Genomic DNA, 16,623 nt, shown 5'->3' on the forward strand with positions numbered 1-16,623 from the left:
GCTGTCCCATCTGACACAATCTCCGACCGCCACAACAAAGCAGCTACCGTTCGGGTTGCTTACTGTAATGCTTTCCACTCCATGAGGGTGAAGCATGACTGAGCAATCTTTAATGGCGACGCTTGCGGGCGTGCGGCTGCATCTTTTCCATCCTGATGCCCAGAGCGTCCGTGCATTCTGTGCTTCGCTGACGCAACTGGGTTGTCAGGCGCAGCACAGCTGGCCGCTGCCGACCCTCGCACCTGATGATGTGCACCTGGTGATTGTTGCAGTGGAGCCGCATTTTCAGCAGGCGATCCTGCCACTGATGCGTGCCTGGCGGCAGGCAAATATCCCGGTGATCGCCCTTGCTGATTGCCATAATGCCCGGTTATTTCCCTTGTTAATCGAGCTGCAACCCAGTGCTATCGCCGAACGTACCCTCAATCCGTTTGCGTTAATTGTGCAGATGATCGGCACGTTACAGGCTGTCAGACGGCAGGTAAAAGGGAAAAGTGAACGTCTGACCCAGGCGAAAGGCATTCTGATGCGCGAATACGGGCTGGATGAATCGGGTGCTTACCGTTTTATGCGCAGTGAAGCGATGAACACCCGCAGCAGCATGGAATATACCGCCGAGCGGGTGATCAACAGCCTGCAAAAGTAGTCAGCTCTGTGGCTGACGGATCAAACTGCTGGGGGTGTAACCAAAGGCCTTACGAAACGCCAGGCTGAAGTGCGACATATCGCTAAAGCCGTGATCCATCGCCACCTGGGTGATATTGCGTGCTTTGCCTTCGGCCAGCGCTTTGTGGCTGGCCTGTAAGCGCTCCTGCCAGACAAAATTCATCGGCGTGGTGCCATGGGCAGCAAATACCCGGCTGACGGTGCGTGGTGAAACATGATGTGCATTGGCGATTTGCGCTACGGACAAATCATGTTCGTGCAGATTCAGCCGCAAAAAGCTCACCATGCGCGAGAAAAGATCGGGTCTCAGCGCATCATCGCTTTTCTGCAAATTGAGGCTGACAGAAATCATATTCAGCAACGTGTTGGCGAATTGTTCTGTGAGAAAGGCATTCTCGCGCTCGGCGTTAAAGGAGAAGGTTTCGGTAAGCATTTGCCTGAGCGACAGCATGCCCGGACGGGTGAGATCCAGCGCTTTTCCTGCCAGCCGGGCAATCGCCGGGGCCTCTTTTTCAATCATCGGACGTGGCAAATGGACGATATTGATCGCGACATTGTCCATCGCGAAATCAAACGGCGTGGCAGCATCATAAATCACCACATCACCGGCACTGACGTGTGAATGATTGTCGTTCTGACTGAGCGTGCCGGAACCGCTGCAGATATAGCCAAGATAGAAATCGTGATTGGGATGGCGGCGAATGCATTCCCGGGTGCGTTGCCACACCAGCGCGGTACGGGAAATATGGTTGGCGATATCCACATGTCCCAGCATCGAATAGCCAAAACTCCCGGAAAATTCCCCGCTATGGGTTTGTCTGGCCTCGGCTTTGATCAGTCGTGAGCATACTGCATCACGCCAGGCATCGAAGCGATGACGGTTTTCCAGGTTATCGGTGGTGAAATTTTCTTTCATGACAACGTCCCCTAAACATGGCGAAAAGGGCGGCAGTGGGAGAAATAAAGCAATTTTTGGGCCATGAAAGCGACAAAAAAAGCCGCCGCGTCGGGGAGCGCGGCGGGAAACGGAGCAGGTTTACAGGGCCGGATGTTTTTTATGCCAGTCGGTAACCTGCTGATAAGCCCACGCGCCCTGAATCATGGTGGCTTCGGCAAAATGGGCGGCTACCAGCTGAAAGCCGATAGGCGCACCGGCCGCGGTCATGCCGCAGGGCAGCGTGATAGTGGGGTGGCCGCTGGCATCGAATGCACTGGTATAGCGCAGCACGCCGTTAAACAGTGCCTGATTGGTGCCAAAACGGGTCATGGTGTCCCAGGTTAATCCGGCGAAAGCAGTGGCAGGAGCCAGTACCAGGTCCACCTTGCTGAACAGGGCGGAGATATCCCCGCGCAGTGCCGCCCGGCTGAGCAGCAAGCGTTGATATTCCAGTGCGGTAACCTGATGCCCCAGGTCCAGCAACCCGGCGAGACCCGGTCCATATTTCTCTTTCTGTGCCGGATAGGTGTCCTCGTGCGCCAGCGCGGTTTCCACTGCACACAGCGCGCTCCATTCTGCTGCCGCTTGCTCGGTATCCGGCATGGTGATATCGACAAAGGTGGCACCGAGTTCACTCAGGGTGGCAATGGCAGACTGCAACGCGGCGCGGGTGTCGTCATCCACCTGATCCAGCGACCAGGCTTTATCGAGGCCGATACGCAGTTTGCTGACGCCGCGGGTCATCAGTGCCAGGTAGTCCGGCACCGGTTCACTGCTGGAGGTGGGGTCTTTCTCATCCCGTCCGGCAATCGCCTGCAACATGGCGGCGGCATCCGCGGCGGAGCGTGCCATCGGGCCAATATGGTCGAGGGACGCTGCCAGTTCACAGGCACCGTGCCGGGTGACACGGCTCCAGGTGGGTTTGATGCCGGTCAGGCCGTTGGCGTTCGACGGAAAGCGGATCGAACCGCCGGTATCGGTACCTATCGCGCCGTAGCACAGACCCGCTGCGGTAGCGACGCCGGAGCCACTGGAGGAAACACCAGTCCACAACGCGCTACCCCACGGGTTGGTTGGGCGGGTTATCTCCGGGTGGTGATCGGCAAAGGCGCTTTCGGTTTGCGTCAGTTTGCCCATGATTACCGCTCCGGCCGCGCGGAAACGCTCCACCACTGTTGAGTCTTCCGCCGGATAGTGATCTTTGTGGATGATCATACCGTGGCTGGTGGGCGCGTCTTTGGTCCAGATCAGATCTTTCAGTGCGATGGGCACTCCATGTAGCGGGCCACGTAACGTGCCGCTGGCAATCTCGCTATCCGCTTCGGCGGCTTGTTTTAACGCGCTTTCACGCATCAGGTGAAAATAGCTGTGCAGCGTTTTGTCCAGCGTATCGATACGCGCCAGCAGGGCGGTAGTGACCTCAACCGAGGTGATTTCACGCGACTGAATCAGGCGGCCAATTTCCAGCAAACTTTTGTAGTGCAGGTTGTTCATCGTGTGCTTTCCTCGCAGAAAAATGTGGATGAACAACAACGTAAAGCAGACGTGCCAGCCCGGCTTTGTTAAGCCGGACAACCGCTGTGCCAGGAATGACAGGGCGTGTAGCGGCGCAATTTATTGCGCTGTTGCTGTGGTGCGGAGGTTAAAGGCGCGCGATAAATCGCACCGCTACAATTTGGTGCGAAGCTGATATATATATTTTGCCATTACTTAGCGATATTTCTTTTTAAGAAAAATATTATCGTTCTTACTATTAAAATGCATGTGTCTGCGCCTGAAATAAAAGTTATCTCAATAATGAAAAACCTTGTGTGGATATAGCATAACCGCGCTATTTACTTGTTTTATTCCCGCTGCCTATTATCGCTTCCATTCGGTTGTTTCCCCCAGATTCGCCAAAAGTGAAATAAATCATGACGAAAATATTAAGTAATGACGCTGAAGCGCTTGACGCTGCACGCCATCTGGCGGAACAGGCAAAAGCGGGTGCGATCGAGCGCGATCAGCAACGTATTTATCCCACTGCTTTGTTGAATCAATTTACCCAGCTGGGGCTGGGTAGTATCAGTGTGCCGCGCCAGTTCGGCGGGGCTGGTTTATCATTCCGGACCGTGGCGGAAGTATTCCGCCTGATTTCTGCCAGCGATCCGTCGCTGGGACAAATTCCACAAAATCATTTCGGCCTGATTCAATTCATCCTTGGTGAAGGAGCGCCAGAACAGCAGCAACGTTTGCTGAGTGCCGTGGTCAGTGGCAAGCGGCTTGGCAACGGCGGACCAGAAAAAAATACCCGTCATACCCGTGATGTGCAGGCACGGCTAGTTACAACGTCACAGGGGTTGCAACTTACCGGCGAGAAATTCTACTCCACAGGGGCGTTATTCGCTGACATCCTGGTAACGACCGCGATTCATGATCGACAGCCGGTGATGGCGTTTATCCCGCAGCCCGCCGCAGGTGTTGAGATAGTCGATGACTGGTCGGGGATGGGGCAACGCACCACCGCCAGCGGGACGGTCCGATTGCAGCAGGTGGCAGTGGATCCCCAATTGGTGATGCCGTTGCCGGCACCGGAAAAACCCACGCTGCGCGGCGCAGTATCACAACTGATTCAGGCGGCTATTGATGCCGGTATCGCGCAGGGCGCGCTGGATGATGCGCTGTCGTTTGTACGCAGCAGTTCTCGCCCGTGGGTGGATGCTGGTGTCACCCGTAATGCAGACGATCCCTACATCATTGCCGATGTTGGTCGCCTCAGTACCGAGCTGACGGCGGCAAATGTCTTGCTGGCACGCGCTGCGCAGGTGCTGGATAGCATCGATCAACAATCTCTGACGGCGGAAAACTGTGCGCAGGCATCGATAGCGGTCGCTGAAGCCAAAGTACTGACCACCGAGGTTGCGTTACGCGCCAGTGAAAAGTTGCTCGAATGGGGTGGCAGCCGCGCCACTTTGCTGCGGCATGGCCTCGATCGCCACTGGCGCAATGCGCGCACCCACACCCTGCATGACCCGGTGCGCTGGAAAACCCATGCCATCGGCAACTACTACCTCAATGCAGTGCTACCGGCACGCCATGCCTGGATTTAAGGAGCAATCATGACCCAGGTTCAGCCCAAACAACCCGCTGCACACCTTGCTGATGCACAACAGGCGCTGGCGGCAGCGCAGCAACTGGCTGCACAGTACCGACGCGATGCCGCGTTGCGTGATCGTGAACGCCAGTTGCCCCATGCTGAGTTACAGCAGTTTTTCGCTGCTGGTCTGGGGGCGATTACCGTGCCTCGGGCCTATGGTGGCATCGCCATCCCCTCGGGGTTGCTGGCGCAGATTGTTGCCATTGTCAGCGAGGCGGATGCTGCCATCGGCCAGGTACCGCAAAATCACTTCTACGCGCTGGAGGTGCTGCGCGTTAATGGCAGCCCGGCGCAGCAGCAGCGCTTGTATGAAGAAGTGCTGGCGGGCGTGCATCTGGGTAATGCGCTGGCGGAATTTAGTTCCCCAACGGCGCATCAGCGCAGCACGCGCATCGCCGCTGGGCAGCTCAACGGCAGCAAGTTTTACGCCACCGGCGCGTTATTTGCGGACCGTATCCCCACCGCTGCGCGCGGTGATGACGATAAAGAACAATTGGTGTTTGTCCCGCGCCATCAGGCGGGCGTCAGCGTTATTGATGACTGGAGCGGCTTTGGTCAACGCACCACCGGTAGCGGCAGCGTACAGTTTGTTGATGTCGCCGTCAGCGCGGCTGATGTGGTGCCATTCCAGACCGCTTTTGAACGACCCACGACGGTTGGTCCCTTTGCCCAGATCCTGCATGCGGCCATTGATCAGGGCATCGCGCGGGCGGCTTTTAACGACATGCTGGATTTTCTGCGGCAGCGGGCACGTCCGTGGCCGGACAGCGGCGTTGAACGTGCCGTTGACGATCCGCTGACGCTGGATCGCACCGGCCGCCTCGCGGCGCGGCTATCCGCGGGTGATGCGTTGCTGGCACTGGCGGGGGAGGCTGTTGATAGCGCACAACAACAACCCACGGCAGAAAGCGTGGCGACGGCGTCGGTCGAGGTGGCGAAAGCACGGGCGTGGACTACGGAAGTGGCGCTGGAAGCCGGTAATTTGTTGTTCGAACTGGGTGGCTCACGTGCCAGCCTGCGTGAACACAATCTTGATCGTCACTGGCGCAATGCGCGCACTCATACCCTGCATGACCCGGTACGCTGGAAATATCCGGCGATTGGTAACTATCTGCTGAATGGCGTGTTACCGCCGCGTCGGGGGACATTATGAGCCACAAGCAGATTCTGCTGAACGCTTTCAATATGAACTGCGTGGGCCACATCCATCACGGTATGTGGACGCATCCGCAGGATCGTTCCGTCGATTTCAATTCACTGACCTACTGGACCGATCTCGCCCGTCTGCTGGAGCGCGGCTTATTTGATGGCATTTTTATCGCCGACATCCTCGGCGTCTACGACGTTTATCAGCAGGGTATTGATCTCACGGCCAGCGAGTCGATTCAGTTGCCGGTGAACGACCCGCTGATGCTGGTTTCCGCTATGGCGAGCGTCACACAGCATCTGGGTTTCGGCGTCACGGCCAACCTGAGCTATGAAGCGCCATATGCTTTTGCCCGCCGTCTCTCGACGCTCGATCATCTGACGCAGGGGCGCATTGGCTGGAACATTGTCACCGGCTACCTCGATAGCGCCGCCCGCGCGATGGGCCAGCGCCAGTTACTGGACCACGATCGCCGTTACGATCAGGCCGATGAGTTTCTGGATGTGGTGTATCAGTTGTGGGAAGGCAGCTGGCAGGACGATGCACTGGTGGTGGATAGGCAACGACGGCTGTACGCCGATGCGCAGAAAATTCATCAGATAAACCATCAGGGCGAGTTTTATCAGGTGCAGGGCTATCACCTGAGCAGCCCGTCGCCGCAGCGCACGCCGTTATTATTTCAGGCGGGTAGCTCGGCACGCGGGATGCAATTTGCGGCGCGTCATGCCGAATGCAGTTTTGTTAATGCCAGCTCCCCGGCAGTGATGCGTCAGCAAACTCAGCGGCTGCGTCAGGCTGCAGTGGATGCCGGGAGGCTGGCTGAGGATCTACGCATTTTTATGGGTGTCAGCGTGATTGTCGCCCCTACCGAACGCGAAGCGCAGGAGAAGTATCGCAGCTATCTCGCCTACGCCAGCCCAGAGGCGGGGATCGCTCACTTCTCCAGTTCGATTGGCATGGATCTGGCCGCTTTCGGGCTTGATGAGCCGATTACCAGCGGCGACACGCGGGCGATTGAATCAGTGAGCAAAGCCTACAGCGGCTGGACACGTCGGCGTCTGCTGGAGCAACACGCGATGGGCAGCCGTTATCCGCTGGTGATGGGTAACCCTGCGCAGGTGGCGGAGCAACTGATCAACTGGATCGACGAAGGGGATATTGATGGTTTCAACCTGACGCGCATCCTCAATCCACAAAGTTATCAGGATTTTATTGATTTAGTTGTGCCAGAACTTCAGCAGCGTGAACGCTATAAAACCGCCTATCAACCCGGTTCAATGCGTAAAAAGATTTTTCAGCATCAGGACCGTCTGCCCGATCGCCATCCGGCGGCACGCTGGCGGCTTGCGACCAACCTTCGTTAATCCATTGACCTCAGGGAATTGCTATGAAAATTGCGTTAAAACTGGCCGCTGCGTTGCTGGCTGTAAGCTCGGTAGCGAGTGCTGCTAATTACAGCGGCCCGTTAAAAGTCGGCACTACCGCAGCCTTTGCTCCGCCGCTGGAAACCGCCGTTGCTGAAGCAAAAAAGCAGGGGCTTGATGTCCAGCTGGTGGAGTTTACCGACTGGACCGCACCCAATGTCAGCGTGGAAAATGGCGATATCGATGTCAATTTATTCCAGCATAAACCTTTCCTTGAAAACGCTAACAAAGAGGGCGGTTTCCATCTGGTGCCTTACGCGCCTGCCATCATCAATAACATCGGCCTGTACTCGAAAAAGCATACCTCGCTGGACCAAATCCCGCAGGGTGGCACGGTCGCCATCGCCAATGACCCGATTAACGGTGCACGCGGTCTGCTGCTGTTGCAAAAGGCCGGGTTGATTACCTTAAAACCCGGCGTCGGTCTCAAAGCCACCGTTGATGATATCGCCAGCAACCCAAAAGATTTGAAGATTATCGAAGTTGAGGCGGTGCAGCTGTCGCGCTCACTGGATGAAGTTGACCTCGCGCAGGGCTATCCACACTACCTGCGTCTGGCGAAAACCATCGATCCGGAAAAAGCCTTGCTGTTTGATGGCCTGGAACACCCGGAGTATGTCATTCAGTTCGTGATTCGCGACGGTCATCAGGACGATCCGCGTCTGGCGAAGTTTGTCGATATCTACCAACACTCGCCAGTGGTGCGCGCCAAACTGGACAGTTTCTACGGCAAGCTGTACCAGCCAGGCTGGAGCCAGTAAGCATGGTCAGCCTGACGTTGCCCGGCGAACAGGATGCCTTGCTGGAACAGACGCGCGAGGGATCGGGCAAGGCGCATGTGCAGATCCGCGACTTAACGAAACGCTACGCCGGGCAGACGCAGGAGGCGTTGAAAGATATCAACCTGCAGGTTAAGCGGGGGGAGATTTTCGGCATTATTGGTCGCAGCGGAGCCGGTAAATCCACGCTGATCCGTTGCCTCAATCGGCTGGAAGCGCCGACGGCCGGGCAGGTGGTTATCGATGGTATCGACCTTGGCACACTGAGCGATCGCCAACTGGTGCAGTGGCGACGCCGCACCGGCATGATCTTCCAGCATTTCAATTTATTGTCGGCGAAAACGGTACGGGAAAACATCGAGCTGCCGATGAAGGTGGCCGGAGTGCCCGTTGCACAACGCCAGCGCAAAGTTGATGAATTGCTGGCACTGGTGGGGTTGGAACAGCGCCAGCACGCCTGGCCCGCGCAACTTTCTGGCGGGCAAAAGCAGCGCGTCGGCATTGCCCGCGCGCTGGTGCATGACCCGGAATTGCTGCTGTGTGATGAGGCCACCTCGGCACTCGACCCGGAAACCACCCGCGCCATTCTGGCGCTGCTCAGGAAAATTAATCAGCAGCGCCATATCACCATCGTGCTGATCACCCATGAAATGGACGTGGTGCACGATCTTTGCCATCAGGTGGCGGTGATCGATCAGGGTGAGATTATCGAACGTGGTCCGGTGTGGCAGGTGTATAGCGATCCGCAACACGAAACCACCCGCCAGCTGCTCAACCCACAATATCAGGCGCTGCCGGAATATCTTGTGCCATTGCTTACGCCACAACGTCAGCAGGCCGATTCACGTTTGCTGGTACGGCTGCGCTATACCGGGCAGGGCGCGTTACCGGATATCGGTGCACTCAGCCAGCGCGTCGCGGGGGAAGTAACCTTGCTGTTTAGCGCTATTGAGTGGGTGGAAAATAAACCCACCGGCCAGCTGCTGGTGCTGCTGGATGTACGTCATGACGCGCCGAACGTGCAGCAGGCGCTGAACGGCATGGCAGACCAACTGGAGATTGCAGGTTATGTCACTGGGCTTTGAACGTTTGTGGACCGGATTGCTGGATACCTTGTTAATGGTCGGGGTGTCGTCGCTATTCGCGCTGGCGCTGGGGTTACCGATGGCGGTGATCCTGGTGGTGACGGGGCGAGGCGACTTGTTCCCCAATCCGCTGCTGAATCGTCTGCTTGGCTGGCTGGTGAATCTGTTTCGCTCTATCCCGTTTCTGATTCTGATGGTAGCGCTGATTCCGTTTACCCGCTGGGTGGTTGGCACCACCTATGGCGTGTGGGCGGCGACAGTGCCGTTGACGCTGGCGGCGACACCCTTTTTTGCGCGGATTGCCGAGGTCAGCCTGCGTGAAGTGGATAAAGGGCTGACTGAAGCGGCGCAGGCGATGGGGTTTCATCGCTGGCATATTGTCTGGCACGTCTTGTTGCCGGAAGCCCGCCCCGGCATCGTCAGCGGTTTTACTATCACCCTGGTGACGATGATTAACGCCTCCGCGATGGCAGGCGCGATTGGTGCAGGCGGTCTGGGCGATCTCGCCTATCGCTACGGTTATCAGCGCTTTGATATGCAGGTGATGCTGACGGTGATTGTGGTGCTGGTGGCACTGGTTACCCTGCTGCAATTCTTTGGTGATCGCTTATCCCGGCGGCTGAATCATCGTTAACGAATGGGCAACTGACTGAGCGCGCTGAGTAACGCATCCACCTTCGGCAACAATTGTTTGCGGCGCGGCCAGACCAGGGTCAGCGCCAGCCCATCGGGTTGATGTTCGGGCAGGATAATTTCCAGCTCTCCGCGCGCCAGCTGCTCACGCACCAGCCATGAAGGCATCTGTCCAACTCCCAGCCCGGCACAGACCGCCTGTACCTGAGCATCCACATCACCCAGCGCCATGCGATGCGGTACGTTGCGCCATTGCAGATGTCCGTCCTCCGCTTGCAGCAGCCAGGGTTTGGTGCTGCCATCAACGCGTTCATACATAATGGCCCGATGCTGCATCAGTCCGGTGACATCGGTGGGTCGTCCGATACGTGCCAGATAATCTGGCGCGGCGCAGAATACCATTCGTTCACGTCCCATCTGACGATAACCGAGCGAGGCAGGCAAATCCGGGGTATCACCAATGCGCACCGCCACATCAATCCCTTCTTCGAACAAATCGACAAAACGATCGGAGAAACTCAGGCTAAGTTCCAGCTCCTCATGTTGCAGGCAGAAGGGTAACAGCTGCGGCATCACCGCCAATCGGCCATAGGTGTTGGGCACAGCCAGCCGCAACCGGCCGGAAGGAATGCTGCGCTGCGCCGCCAGCACCGCTTCAGCTTCCGCCAGTTCCTCCATAATGCGGATACAGGTTTGATAGTAAGCGGAACCGGCGTCCGTCAGTTTCAGGCTACGTGTGGTGCGTTCCAGCAGACGCGAGCCAAGGCGCATCTCCAGGCGGGTGACGCTTTTGCTGATCGCTGAACCGGTGAGGTGCAGCCGTTCCGCTGCTGCGGTAAAGCTGCCACTTTCCACGCTGGCAACAAACGGGACGATGTCCTTCAGACGTTGATCGTGCATCTATTCATGAACTCAGGTTGTGAATGATGTGAATTAATGCCAGAGATGGGAATTAAATTCTCTATTACGCTAATGATTACGCAAACTGAGGAGAATTGAAATGCAAAAGCAGGCGTTAATTGTCGGGATCAGCGGTGTGATTGGTCGTGCGCTGGCGGAGAAATTGATCAGCGAGGGCTGGCAGGTGACGGGCCTGTCACGCGGACGTGGGGCAGTGCCGGAGGGATGCCGCAGTCTGACGGCAGATCTGACCGATGCGGAAGCGGTTCATACGGTGTTAGCCGGGGTAAAACCGGATGCGCTGTTTTTTAGCGTCTGGTCGCGTCAGGAGAATGAAAAAGAAAACATTCGCGTTAATGGCGGCATGGTACGCAACGTGATTAACGCGCTGGGCGATCGTTTGCAGGGGGCGCATGTGGCGCTGGTAACCGGACTGAAACACTATCTCGGTCCATTCGAAGCCTATGGCAAAGGGGCCGTACCGGTCACGCCTTTCCGTGAGGAACAAGGGCGTCAGCCAGTCGATAATTTCTATTACGCGCAGGAAGATGAAGTCTTTGCCGGGGCGGAGAAATTTGGCTTCCGCTGGAGCGTGCATCGTCCCCATACCATCATCGGCTATGCCCTGGGTAACGCGATGAATATGGGCCAGACGCTGGCAGTGTATGCCACGCTGTGCCGTGAAAAGGGCTGGCCCTTTATTTTCCCCGGCTCGACGGAGCAATGGAACGGTCTCGCGGATGTGACCGATGCCGGTTTGCTGGCGGAGCAACTGCTGTGGGCGGCGACATCTCCTGCTGCGGCTAATCAGGATTTTAATGCGGTCAACGGGGATGTATTCCGCTGGAACTGGTTATGGCCGCGACTGGCGAGCTATTTCGGTATCGAAGCAGCAGCGTATCCGGCGCAGATGATGCCGCTGGAAGGGCGGATGCAGGATGCAGCGGCAGCATGGCGTGAGATCGCGCAGCGTGATGGCTTACGCGAAGCCGATATCAACAAACTTGCCTCGTGGTGGCACACCGATGCCGATCTGGGCCGTCCGATGGAGGCTTTCACGGATATGAGCAAGAGCCGTAAGGCCGGGTTTATCGGGTATCGCAGCACACTGGATTCGTTTACTCAGCTGTTCGATAAACTGAAGGCAGAGCGGGTGATTCCATAACGTTGCATAAGAATCTGTCACGGATCCCAGAACGCAGATAAAACGCGGGTTAGCGCGATCAGATGAGATAAGAATGTGGGATAAGTCAGGCGGTTAGATTAGAATCGCGACGGGTGCTTGAGGCTTTCTGCCTTAAGCATTTGCCAACGGCAGAAAGAGAAAAGCCCCAGTTAACATATGACGTCTTGCAGGACGTTTTACATTAAACTGAGGCCACATTCCAAATGCCACACGCGTTTGGAGTAGCCTCTTACGGACCTTCGGGTCAAGGAGAAGTAGGCTATGAAGCAGCTTACGTTATCGCCACCCAGCGTTTCCCCAGCAACACCGTTAACGCCACAATGGTAACAATCGCTGCCAGATGCATCACAAAGTCCTCTTTATGCAGATGCACCGGATGGCAAAAGGCCAGCAAGGTTACCGCCATGCAGGCAACCCCAAAGCCCGCCATCGTCAGACTGCGCACCGGATGCAGCGCACGGGTACGGCGCAGGCTGGCAATCATCATCACCATCATTGGCGTGCTGACCACCAGCAAAAAGGTGTAGCAGTTGGTGCCATCGCCCACATGTAACGGCGGCTCCACACGCGGAATGTTGAGAATACTCAACGCCAGCCACAGCAAACCCAGAGGCAATAAGGCTTTCCAGCTGATGCTGCGACGTCCGGCAATGCTCATCGTAAAGGCGCTACGAATAGCCAGCGTGCCGAGCACAAAGGCCAGTGCCAGTTGTAGCATTGCCCAATGTGCACCCGGTTGTGACCAGTCAGTGAGGCTTCGTTGCACCAGAAAACTTGCCAGCACGCCGCAGGGCAATGCGCCAGCCAGCCAGGTCAGCACCCGCCAGCCCGTGGCGCGCGGACGTTTGACCGGCTGCACTGATTGGCTGAGTTTTTCAATCAACAGGTTATGATCAGTCATGATGTGCTCCAAAGCGGCGTAGATTGATCAGCGCACGATGCAACAGCGATTTCACCGCTGCGACGCTCAGGTTGTTATGCGCTGCCGCCTCTGTCAGGCTCATTTCACGTAAATGGACATGTTCGACAATTTCCCGCTGGCGTGAAGGCAGCTGACGCAAATATCCCGCCAGCTCTTCCTGTGAATCCTGACGTTGTGTATCCGCCGGGGCGGATGCTTCCGACAGATGCTCCTCTGCCACTTCCCAGCGCTGATGACGTCCCCGGCGGCGCAATGCATCCACGGCGCGCGCTGAGATGATCGCCATCAACCAGGGTAAGAAGGGATAAGCGGGATCATAGGTATGACGGACCCGGTGCACTGTCAGCAGCACATCCTGGATCACGTCTTCGATCAGCGCGTCGTCAGCGAGCTGTTTTCGTACCTGCGAACGAATCACCGGCACCAGTGCTTGCAGCAAGCGTGTATACGCCAGCTGATCGCCTGCCTGCGCCCGTTCCATCAGTGCAGGCCAGCTGTCGCGCCCGGTATCGCTTGTATCCATATTCCGCCTTGTTGGGTCAGGCTTTTTTGTTCGCTGCCTGAGTCAGCGCATCAACCACGATGCCGGGGGTTAACACCTGCGGCAACACTTTTGGCGGTCCGCCATCGGCCGGATACACCAGGTACATCGGCAGACCACCCTGACCAAACTGTCCGAGGGCATCATCGACATCGGGATTAAATTTGGTTGAGTCGGCTACCATATACAGCGTACCGGTTTTCGCCAGTGCGTCTTTAACCGCCTGGGTCGAAAGCGTGGTTTTCTGGTTAACCTGACAGGTTATACACCAGGATGCAGTGAAATCCACAAAGATGGCTTTGCCGTGACCACGCTCTGCCGCAACGGTTTGTGGCGTCCATTTTTCCTGGGTGATGGTTGCTGCCACCTGGTCACCCGGCAGCCCCGCCCCGGATTTGATCATCCCCGGCAGCGGAGCAAGCACCGCAATCACCAGGACGGCAGTGACGGCAAACAGGACTTTGTGGCCTTTTCCGGCGAAGCGGCGTTTTTGTGCTATGCCGTATAACCACCCGGCAAACCCCAACACTACCGAGCCAGCCAGTAAGGTTGCCAGCGCGCCACTACCTGACTGTTGCGCCAGTACCCACACCAGCCAGGCGTAAGCACCGAACATAGGAAATGCGAGGCCGCGTTTCAGAATATCCATCCATGCGCCGGGGCGTGGCAGGAATTTTGCCAGTGCCGGAAACAGTGACACCAGGGTAAAAGGAGCGGCAAAACCCAGTGCAAGGGCAAAGAAGATCACCAGCGCAACGGCAGGAGGCTGGACCAGCGCATAACCGATAGCGCTGGCCATAAAAGGTGCAGCGCAGGGGGTGGCGACAATAATCGCCAGTGCACCCGTCAGGGCCGAACGCACAAAGGCACCGCGTCCGATGTCGATTGCGCCCACTTGCTGCACTGACAAACCGACTTCAAACACGCCAAGCAGGTTGAGTGCCGCCGCAAGAATCACCAGCGCCAGCAGGGCGATAACCAGCGGTGATTGCAGTTGAAAACCCCAGCCAACCGCTGCGCCACCGGCGCGTGCCGCCAGCAGAATACCCGCCAGTGCCATCATGGTCACGACAACACCGAGTAAAAATGCCAGACCTTCACGACGCGCGCTGGCGCTGTTATCGGAATGACGTAACAGGCCCAGTGCTTTCAGTGACACCACCGGAAATACGCAGGGCATAAAGTTGAGAATGATGCCGCCAATAAAGGCGGCCAGCATGGCGGTTAACATCGCTGGCCTCGTCGATTAGTTAGTCGCGGTTTGCGGATGTGCGTCGCTGTACTGTTTCACGGCGGCGAGTGCTTTCTCGATATGGGTGTCCGGGTTTCTGTCAGTATAACTCAGCAGGATGTCGCCATTTGGTGCGATGACGTAGGAGGTACGGTCAGACAGGGTTTTGCCCTTCATCTCCATGGTGGTTTTGTATTCTGCCGCGACTTTGGCACCCGGGTCGGCCGCTACTGTGAATTTATCGCGGCACTCCAGTTTGGAGAAATCGCTGACCTGGTCGGTGTTACCGGCAGTCACGCCAATCACTGTCGCCCCCATTTTTTTGAAGCTATCAGTGGCTTCAGCAAAATCATGCGCTTCAAGAGTACAACCCTTACTGAACGCCGCCGGGAAGAAGTAAAGCACCACCGGACCTTTCTGTAGCGCCTGTTGCAGTGAGAAGGTCAGCGGTTTGCCTGCCAGAGCGCCCTGCAATTCGAAGTTGGGTGCTTTGGCTCCGACGGGTAGTGCGGCCTGCGCGGTAATTGCGGTGGCGGACAGGCCCAGTACGGCAGCCAGGGTCAGGGTACGAACGAGGTTTTTCATGGGTTTCATTATCTGCTCCTGCGGGTTTGAGGGTGTTCCGGTTTTTCGACTCTGTTAATCAGTTCGCTGGATGAGCAGGGAAAGTTTCGGTCAGGTGAAAAGATTTTTACAGGGGTGCGTTAAAGACCCGGCAACAAATGCCGATATCACGGATGTGTACCTTTATGAATTTAATCGGGATATATTTCCAAAGGAGCAGGCATGCAAGGGTTGGTAGTGATCGTCATTTGTATTGCAATCACGATTTTAAGCTATAAGAAGATAGCGAATCGTTGCCGTGATAAAGGCCGTGGAAAATTCAGAACCTTTCTCACCGCAGCGATTGCGAGTTTCTTTATTTTTGTGGTGACGATGGGCGTGGGTGTGGCTAATTTCTTCCCCAAAAATCCGAACTCAGATATTGTTGATGTACCGAAAGTCCCAATGATTAAATGGACAGAAGCGAAGGACATGTCGCTGGTCCATACATTGATTGCGAAGGATATGAAAGAAAATCCTCAGATGACCCAGGAGATTCTGAAAGAAATTTCTACCTACGCTGAAGACTCTCTTGATAGGGGTTTGGCCGAAAGTAATTATATTGATTATGGCGTCAGCAACAACAAATATATGGCAGCAATAGAAAATTCAGATTGTCGCCAGCAATATAAAACACAACTTGCCCCATATAAAGCATGGCGTGATGCGCAGGACTGGCGTCCTTTCTCCGAATTTCCAAAAGAGATGCGGAAGCAGGAGATGTACCGAAGAGACCGGGTAACGAATGATTATCTCAACAAGGCAGCGGAGGTCGGTAACGTCTTAAATCAGTGTGTTTTTGCTCTGATCAGCTCACTCCCTCACCTTTCACGACCCGATGCAAAGCCAATTGTGTTACCACCCTATGAATCAGAAGGGTTAAAGTGCGTGCGCAATAATGGAGGCAATTATAATGCGTGTTATTAATAAAATAATTCTGCCCACCTTGCTGGCGCTGGCATCAGCATCTGCTTTCGCTGCGCCGATTGACGGTGTAGCTGGGGAGCCATTTAAGATTAATAACGAAGTTATCTGTTTGAAAGAAATCCAACAGCAGATGACACCTTATCTTAAATCCTTCGAAGAAGAGAAGGGCGTTAAATATAAATTTATCGTCAAGGCAGGGCTAACTTATAACGATATGGCAGGCTTGCGCCTGGAAGTGAAGCGTGTCGATGCCGGGCTGAACGACCATGTCACCGATATGGATTATTACTGGATTCAGGAGCGCGGTAGTATGTGCCAACCGGCTTATCTCATTCTTGACAGAACTGAAAAATAACATCGAACAGTGATAAACACGCCTCCATCCTGGTGGCGTGTTTATCATCCGATCTGCCTCGCACATCATATCCATTCACTCACGCAATAACGCCGGTTTTACTACCCACTTATAAGATGATTCGTATAACTTAATACGTTAAGGGCTGGTG

At 55.9% G+C, this 16,623-nt stretch carries 17 protein-coding genes; 10 read left to right on the forward strand and 7 right to left on the reverse strand.

Going from position 1 to position 16,623, the window contains the following annotated elements:
- Positions 1-94 precede the first annotated feature (94 nt).
- Positions 95-646 carry an ANTAR domain-containing response regulator gene (locus tag PW844_RS09775; RefSeq protein ID WP_299450768.1) on the forward strand — a complete coding sequence of 184 codons (552 nt, stop codon included), beginning with the start codon at positions 95-97 and terminating at the stop codon, positions 644-646.
- On the opposite strand, the gene PW844_RS09780 is transcribed toward PW844_RS09775, so the two are convergent.
- Both PW844_RS09780 and PW844_RS09785 read right to left on the reverse strand, forming a co-directional pair.
- Positions 647-1,582 (reverse strand): helix-turn-helix domain-containing protein, encoded by a 936-nt coding sequence (locus PW844_RS09780; protein ID WP_084880733.1) that lies wholly within the window; start codon positions 1,580-1,582, stop codon positions 647-649.
- Between the two features lie 120 nt (positions 1,583-1,702).
- Positions 1,703-3,097, reverse strand: coding sequence for an amidase (locus tag PW844_RS09785; protein WP_299450772.1), 1,395 nt, complete (start codon positions 3,095-3,097; stop codon positions 1,703-1,705).
- A gap of 419 nt (positions 3,098-3,516) precedes the next feature.
- Here PW844_RS09785 and PW844_RS09790 point away from each other — a divergent pair, with 419 nt between their 5' ends.
- Genes PW844_RS09790 through PW844_RS09815 form a run of 6 tightly spaced genes read left to right on the forward strand, consistent with a single transcriptional unit; the run spans position 3,517 to position 9,808 of the window.
- Positions 3,517-4,692, forward strand: coding sequence for an SfnB family sulfur acquisition oxidoreductase (locus tag PW844_RS09790; protein WP_299450775.1), 1,176 nt, complete (start codon positions 3,517-3,519; stop codon positions 4,690-4,692).
- 9 nt (positions 4,693-4,701) lie between these two features.
- Positions 4,702-5,892, forward strand: coding sequence for an SfnB family sulfur acquisition oxidoreductase (locus PW844_RS09795; protein WP_299450777.1), 1,191 nt, complete (start codon positions 4,702-4,704; stop codon positions 5,890-5,892).
- Positions 5,889-7,250, forward strand: coding sequence for an LLM class flavin-dependent oxidoreductase (locus PW844_RS09800; RefSeq protein ID WP_299450780.1), 1,362 nt, complete (start codon positions 5,889-5,891; stop codon positions 7,248-7,250). The genes PW844_RS09795 and PW844_RS09800 overlap by 4 nt, the downstream gene beginning before the upstream one ends.
- Positions 7,251-7,273: 23 nt before the next feature.
- A complete protein-coding gene (locus PW844_RS09805) occupies positions 7,274-8,071 on the forward strand; it encodes a MetQ/NlpA family ABC transporter substrate-binding protein (RefSeq protein WP_084880750.1) in 798 nt (265 codons plus the stop codon).
- A gap of 2 nt (positions 8,072-8,073) precedes the next feature.
- Positions 8,074-9,174, forward strand: a complete 1,101-nt coding sequence (locus PW844_RS09810; RefSeq protein WP_299450784.1) for a methionine ABC transporter ATP-binding protein — start codon at positions 8,074-8,076, stop codon at positions 9,172-9,174.
- On the forward strand, positions 9,158-9,808 hold the full coding sequence (locus PW844_RS09815) for a methionine ABC transporter permease (protein ID WP_084880755.1): 651 nt from the start codon (positions 9,158-9,160) through the stop codon (positions 9,806-9,808). The genes PW844_RS09810 and PW844_RS09815 overlap by 17 nt, the downstream gene beginning before the upstream one ends.
- Here PW844_RS09815 and PW844_RS09820 read toward each other — a convergent pair.
- Entirely contained in the window at positions 9,805-10,707 is a 903-nt protein-coding gene (locus PW844_RS09820; protein ID WP_299450786.1) for a LysR family transcriptional regulator, read from the reverse strand. The two genes, PW844_RS09815 and PW844_RS09820, sit on opposite strands and share 4 nt — an antisense overlap.
- Before the next feature lie 100 nt (positions 10,708-10,807).
- Here PW844_RS09820 and PW844_RS09825 point away from each other — a divergent pair, with 100 nt between their 5' ends.
- Entirely contained in the window at positions 10,808-11,872 is a 1,065-nt protein-coding gene (locus tag PW844_RS09825) for an SDR family oxidoreductase (RefSeq protein ID WP_299450788.1), read from the forward strand.
- A gap of 292 nt (positions 11,873-12,164) precedes the next feature.
- Here the strand turns inward: PW844_RS09825 and PW844_RS09830 are convergent, their stop codons facing one another.
- Genes PW844_RS09830 through PW844_RS09845 form a run of 4 tightly spaced genes read right to left on the reverse strand, consistent with a single transcriptional unit; the run spans position 12,165 to position 15,181 of the window.
- The gene (locus PW844_RS09830) at positions 12,165-12,794 is read right to left on the reverse strand and encodes an NrsF family protein (RefSeq protein ID WP_299450789.1); all 630 of its coding nucleotides are present in this window, start codon (positions 12,792-12,794) and stop codon (positions 12,165-12,167) included.
- Positions 12,787-13,338 carry a sigma-70 family RNA polymerase sigma factor gene (locus PW844_RS09835; RefSeq protein ID WP_299450791.1) on the reverse strand — a complete coding sequence of 184 codons (552 nt, stop codon included), beginning with the start codon at positions 13,336-13,338 and terminating at the stop codon, positions 12,787-12,789. Before PW844_RS09835 ends, PW844_RS09830 begins: the two co-directional genes overlap by 8 nt.
- A 16-nt stretch (positions 13,339-13,354) precedes the next feature.
- Positions 13,355-14,587: a thioredoxin family protein gene (locus PW844_RS09840; RefSeq protein ID WP_299450793.1), complete on the reverse strand. Its 1,233-nt coding sequence runs from the start codon at positions 14,585-14,587 to the stop codon at positions 13,355-13,357.
- A 15-nt stretch (positions 14,588-14,602) separates the two neighbouring features.
- On the reverse strand, positions 14,603-15,181 hold the full coding sequence (locus PW844_RS09845) for a peroxiredoxin (RefSeq protein WP_299450795.1): 579 nt from the start codon (positions 15,179-15,181) through the stop codon (positions 14,603-14,605).
- A gap of 192 nt (positions 15,182-15,373) precedes the next feature.
- Here PW844_RS09845 and PW844_RS09850 point away from each other — a divergent pair, with 192 nt between their 5' ends.
- Entirely contained in the window at positions 15,374-16,117 is a 744-nt protein-coding gene (locus PW844_RS09850; RefSeq protein ID WP_299450797.1) for a hypothetical protein, read from the forward strand.
- Positions 16,104-16,472: a hypothetical protein gene (locus tag PW844_RS09855; RefSeq protein ID WP_299450799.1), complete on the forward strand. Its 369-nt coding sequence runs from the start codon at positions 16,104-16,106 to the stop codon at positions 16,470-16,472. The genes PW844_RS09850 and PW844_RS09855 overlap by 14 nt, the downstream gene beginning before the upstream one ends.
- Positions 16,473-16,623: the final 151 nt, after the last annotated feature.

Source organism: Pantoea sp., assembly GCF_028283705.1.
Lineage (GTDB): Bacteria > Pseudomonadota > Gammaproteobacteria > Enterobacterales > Enterobacteriaceae > Pantoea.

What these genes read in the sequence shown, in the direction of transcription:
- PW844_RS09785 (WP_299450772.1), bottom strand. Translation starts at nt 3,097, where the DNA reads ATGAACAACCTGCACTACAAAAGTTTGCTGGAAATTGGCCGCCTGATT.
- PW844_RS09850 (WP_299450797.1), top strand. Translation starts at nt 15,374, where the DNA reads ATGCAAGGGTTGGTAGTGATCGTCATTTGTATTGCAATCACGATTTTA.
- PW844_RS09840 (WP_299450793.1), bottom strand. Translation starts at nt 14,587, where the DNA reads ATGTTAACCGCCATGCTGGCCGCCTTTATTGGCGGCATCATTCTCAAC.
- PW844_RS09820 (WP_299450786.1), bottom strand. Translation starts at nt 10,707, where the DNA reads ATGCACGATCAACGTCTGAAGGACATCGTCCCGTTTGTTGCCAGCGTG.
- PW844_RS09825 (WP_299450788.1), top strand. Translation starts at nt 10,808, where the DNA reads ATGCAAAAGCAGGCGTTAATTGTCGGGATCAGCGGTGTGATTGGTCGT.
- PW844_RS09815 (WP_084880755.1), top strand. Translation starts at nt 9,158, where the DNA reads ATGTCACTGGGCTTTGAACGTTTGTGGACCGGATTGCTGGATACCTTG.
- PW844_RS09780 (WP_084880733.1), bottom strand. Translation starts at nt 1,582, where the DNA reads ATGAAAGAAAATTTCACCACCGATAACCTGGAAAACCGTCATCGCTTC.
- PW844_RS09830 (WP_299450789.1), bottom strand. Translation starts at nt 12,794, where the DNA reads ATGACTGATCATAACCTGTTGATTGAAAAACTCAGCCAATCAGTGCAG.
- PW844_RS09810 (WP_299450784.1), top strand. Translation starts at nt 8,074, where the DNA reads ATGGTCAGCCTGACGTTGCCCGGCGAACAGGATGCCTTGCTGGAACAG.
- PW844_RS09795 (WP_299450777.1), top strand. Translation starts at nt 4,702, where the DNA reads ATGACCCAGGTTCAGCCCAAACAACCCGCTGCACACCTTGCTGATGCA.
- PW844_RS09835 (WP_299450791.1), bottom strand. Translation starts at nt 13,338, where the DNA reads ATGGATACAAGCGATACCGGGCGCGACAGCTGGCCTGCACTGATGGAA.
- PW844_RS09805 (WP_084880750.1), top strand. Translation starts at nt 7,274, where the DNA reads ATGAAAATTGCGTTAAAACTGGCCGCTGCGTTGCTGGCTGTAAGCTCG.
- PW844_RS09855 (WP_299450799.1), top strand. Translation starts at nt 16,104, where the DNA reads ATGCGTGTTATTAATAAAATAATTCTGCCCACCTTGCTGGCGCTGGCA.
- PW844_RS09800 (WP_299450780.1), top strand. Translation starts at nt 5,889, where the DNA reads ATGAGCCACAAGCAGATTCTGCTGAACGCTTTCAATATGAACTGCGTG.
- PW844_RS09775 (WP_299450768.1), top strand. Translation starts at nt 95, where the DNA reads ATGACTGAGCAATCTTTAATGGCGACGCTTGCGGGCGTGCGGCTGCAT.
- PW844_RS09790 (WP_299450775.1), top strand. Translation starts at nt 3,517, where the DNA reads ATGACGAAAATATTAAGTAATGACGCTGAAGCGCTTGACGCTGCACGC.
- PW844_RS09845 (WP_299450795.1), bottom strand. Translation starts at nt 15,181, where the DNA reads ATGAAACCCATGAAAAACCTCGTTCGTACCCTGACCCTGGCTGCCGTA.